This window comes from Streptomyces sp. NPDC047072 (assembly GCF_040643855.1).
In the GTDB taxonomy this organism is placed as follows: domain Bacteria; phylum Actinomycetota; class Actinomycetes; order Streptomycetales; family Streptomycetaceae; genus Streptomyces.
The window spans coordinates 1-3,204 of the sequence record NZ_JBEYVC010000341.1 but is presented as its reverse complement, the minus strand read 5'-3'; the positions used below and the strand labels follow the sequence as shown (position 1 = coordinate 3,204).

Here is a 3,204-nt window from a genome sequence, read left to right as displayed (position 1 = left end):
ACGTTCTCGGCAGGCGTGTCGGGGCGCATGGGGGACACCGTACTGCCGATCAGTGTCAAAGGAGAGATAGGTGCAGGCCAGGGCCCGGGTAAGGCGGCCCGGCACGCCCGACGGGCCGCGCGGCACGCGGCCGTGGCCGGTGACACGGACACCAGGATCGACGCGCTCGCCACCCTCGCCCGCGTGCGCTCCCTGGCCGGGGAGCCGGTCGCCGCCGATGTCGCGCTGGAGGAGGCGCTCGCCCTGGTCGGCGGCGCGGACGGCGGCCCGGAGAGCTGGCGGCTGGTCCGGATGCGGGCGATCCTCGCGCTGGACTCCGACAAGGTGACCGAGGCCCACGACCAGGTCGCCCGACTCCTCGCGGCCATAGGGGAGTTCGCGGGCACCGAGGAGGTCATGGCGACCCTGGTGGCGCTGACCCGCATCCAGGTCCGCGCCGGCCACTGCCGCGAGGCGCTGCACACCGCGGCCCGCGGCGCCCGCACCCTGGCCCAGGCGGCTCCGGCGCTCTACGCGGCGGCTCTCGCCGAGACCACCGGAGGCAGCGCCGAGGAGGCCAGACGGCTGGCCGCGCAGGCCGTACGCGCCTCGGAGGCCGACGGCGACCGGCTGTTCCTGCTGCGCGCCCTCGCGGTCCTCGGACAGGCCGAACTCCTGGGCGGCGACTCACGCGGGGCCGCCGCCGCGGTCGAGGCACTGCAACGCGTCAAGGCACTCGGTGAGGCCATGTGCGCCGCCGACCCGCCCCTGCTGCACTGGTACGGCGACCTCGCCGAGGCCCTGGTCGTCCTCGGCGAGACGGACGCGGCCGGAGCCGTGCTCCACGACGCCCGCGCCCGTGTGACGGACGGCGTGCCCGGCAGCGTACTCGCGGCGCTGGAACGGGCGGAGGGACTGCGCGAGGCCGGACTCGGCCGGGCGAAGGAGGGAGCCGTGAGGCTGCGGACCGCAGTCGGGCGGCTCCGCCAACTGCCCCTGCCCGTCGAGCTGGTGCGCACCCTCATCGCCCTCGGCGCGGTCGAGCGCCGCTCCCGCCACCGGGGCGCGGCACGCGAGGCGCTCGCCGAGGCGCTGGAGACGGCGACCCGGATCGGCGCGGCCCCGCTCGCGGCCCGTGCCCGGGACGAGCTGGCCCGGCTGGAGGCCGGTGAGCGCGGCGCCGAGGCGGGTGCGGGGCCCGAACTCACGCCCACGGAGGCCCGGATCGCCGAACTGGTCGGCGGCGGCGCGACCAACAGGGAAGTCGCCGCCGAGCTGTTCATCAGCGTCAAGACCGTGGAAGGGGCCCTGTCCCGGGTCTACCGCAAGGTCGGCGTCCGCTCGCGCACCGCACTGGCACACGCCATGGCCGTCGCCGTCATCGCCTCCGGTGCGGCCGTCGACACCGGCGACGACGAGCAACCCAGGCCCGCCACCCAGGCGGTGACGGTCAGCCAGCCCGCCCGTCTGCGCTTCCCCCGCGTGCCCGACACACGCCGTTGACGTGACATCCGCAGTTAACACAGGACGCAAGGGTTCCCCCGCTTATGGGGGTGGGGCCGCGGTTCCTACGGTGATCTCGTTCCGCTTCTGGGACACCTCACCACCCCCCACCTCGGAGGACCGCAGTGAAGTCACGCCTCAAACTGCTCGGCCTGGTCGCCGTGCCGGCCCTGATCACGGCAGCCGTCCCCGCCGCCTACGCCGCCGACGCGCCCCACACGGCCCGCGCCGCCGTCACCGGTGACGTCCTCAAGGGCCTCGGACACAACGCGACCCGCACCGGCAACGTCGCCGCAGGCAAGCGCATATCGGTGGCGATCAGCCTGACTCCCAGAGGGGGCACGGCACTTGACACCTTCATCGCCAAGGTCAGTGACCCGCACTCGAGTTCCTACGGCCACTACCTGACGAAGAGCCAGTTCGCGGCCCGCTTCGGCCGGACCGACGCCGAGGTGCGGCAGCTCAAGGACTACCTGCGCTCCCAAGGGGTCACCGTCGGCAAGGTCCACTCCGGGAACCTGCTCGTCGACGCCAGCGGCACCGCCGCCCAGCTGCAGAAGGCCTTCGGCACCAAGCTGTCGAACTGGAAGGACGCGAAGTCCGGCCGTTCCTTCTACGCCAACGACAGCGCGCCGACGCTGCCGTCCTCCTTCGCCTCCCTGGTCAGCGACGTGGCGGGCCTCAACAACCGGGTCCAGCTGCACCACCAGTCGACCCCGCACACGGTCTCCCCGCACAACGGCCCCGGTGGCGGCTACACTCCGGCCCAGCTCAAGGGCGGCTACAACGTCTCCGGCACCTACACCGGCAGCGGCCAGAAGATCGCCCTGCTGGAGTTCGACGGCTTCCAGCAGTCCAACATCACGAAGTACGACACCAACTACAGCCTGGGCTCGCCCACCCCGACCGTGTCCAAGGTGGACGGCGGCTCCGGCGCGCTCGGCGACGGCCAGGTCGAGGTCGAGCTGGACATCGAGGTCCTGCACGCGATCGCCCCCAAGGCCAACGTCACCGTGTTCGAGGGCCCGAACTCCGACGCCGGTGAGGTCGACACCTACCAGGCGATCGTCGACTCCGGCATCCCGACCACCTCGATCAGCTGGGGCGCCGCCGAGTCCGCCCGCACCACCTCCAACATCAACGCGGTCGACGCGGTCTTCAAGGCGGGCGCCGCCGAGGGCCTCGGCTTCTACGCGGCCTCCGGCGACGACGGCTCCGACGACGCCGGCGACGGCGGCACCTCCGTCGACTACCCGGCGAGCGACCCGTACGTCACGGGCGTGGGCGGCACCAAGCTCACCGTCACCTCGGCCAACGCCTGGAGCAAGGAGGTGGCCTGGTCCGGCGGTGGCGGCGGCAAGTCCACCGTCTTCACGATCCCGAGCTGGCAGACGGCCGTCCAGAAGAGCGCCGGTGGCGGCTACCGCCAGGTCCCGGACGTCTCGGCACACGCCAACCCCAGCCCCGGCGTCTCGATCTACTCGCAGGGCTCCTGGTCCACGGTCGGCGGCACCAGCGCGGCGGCCCCGGAGTGGGCGGCCTTCGCGGCCCTCTACAACCAGCAGGCCGCGGCGGCCGGCAAGGCCAACCTCGGCTTCGCCAACCCCGCGCTCTACTCCGCGAGCGGCACCGAAGTCGTGGGGCAGCCCGAGGGCGGGGTCCGAGCTGACGTCCCATCCCTTATGCCGGCCGGGGTTTTGGAGGAGACGTGCAAACGGGGTG

2 protein-coding genes are annotated in these 3,204 nt (G+C 73.1%); both read left to right on the top strand.

Annotated elements, in window-relative coordinates:
* On the top strand, window positions 1-1,482 hold a 1,482-nt coding region (locus ABZ896_RS52370), incomplete at its 5' end, for a LuxR C-terminal-related transcriptional regulator (RefSeq protein WP_360946507.1).
* A gap of 125 nt (window positions 1,483-1,607) precedes the next feature.
* The coding region (locus ABZ896_RS52365; protein WP_360946504.1) for a S53 family peptidase at window positions 1,608-3,204 on the top strand (1,597 nt) is incomplete at its 3' end.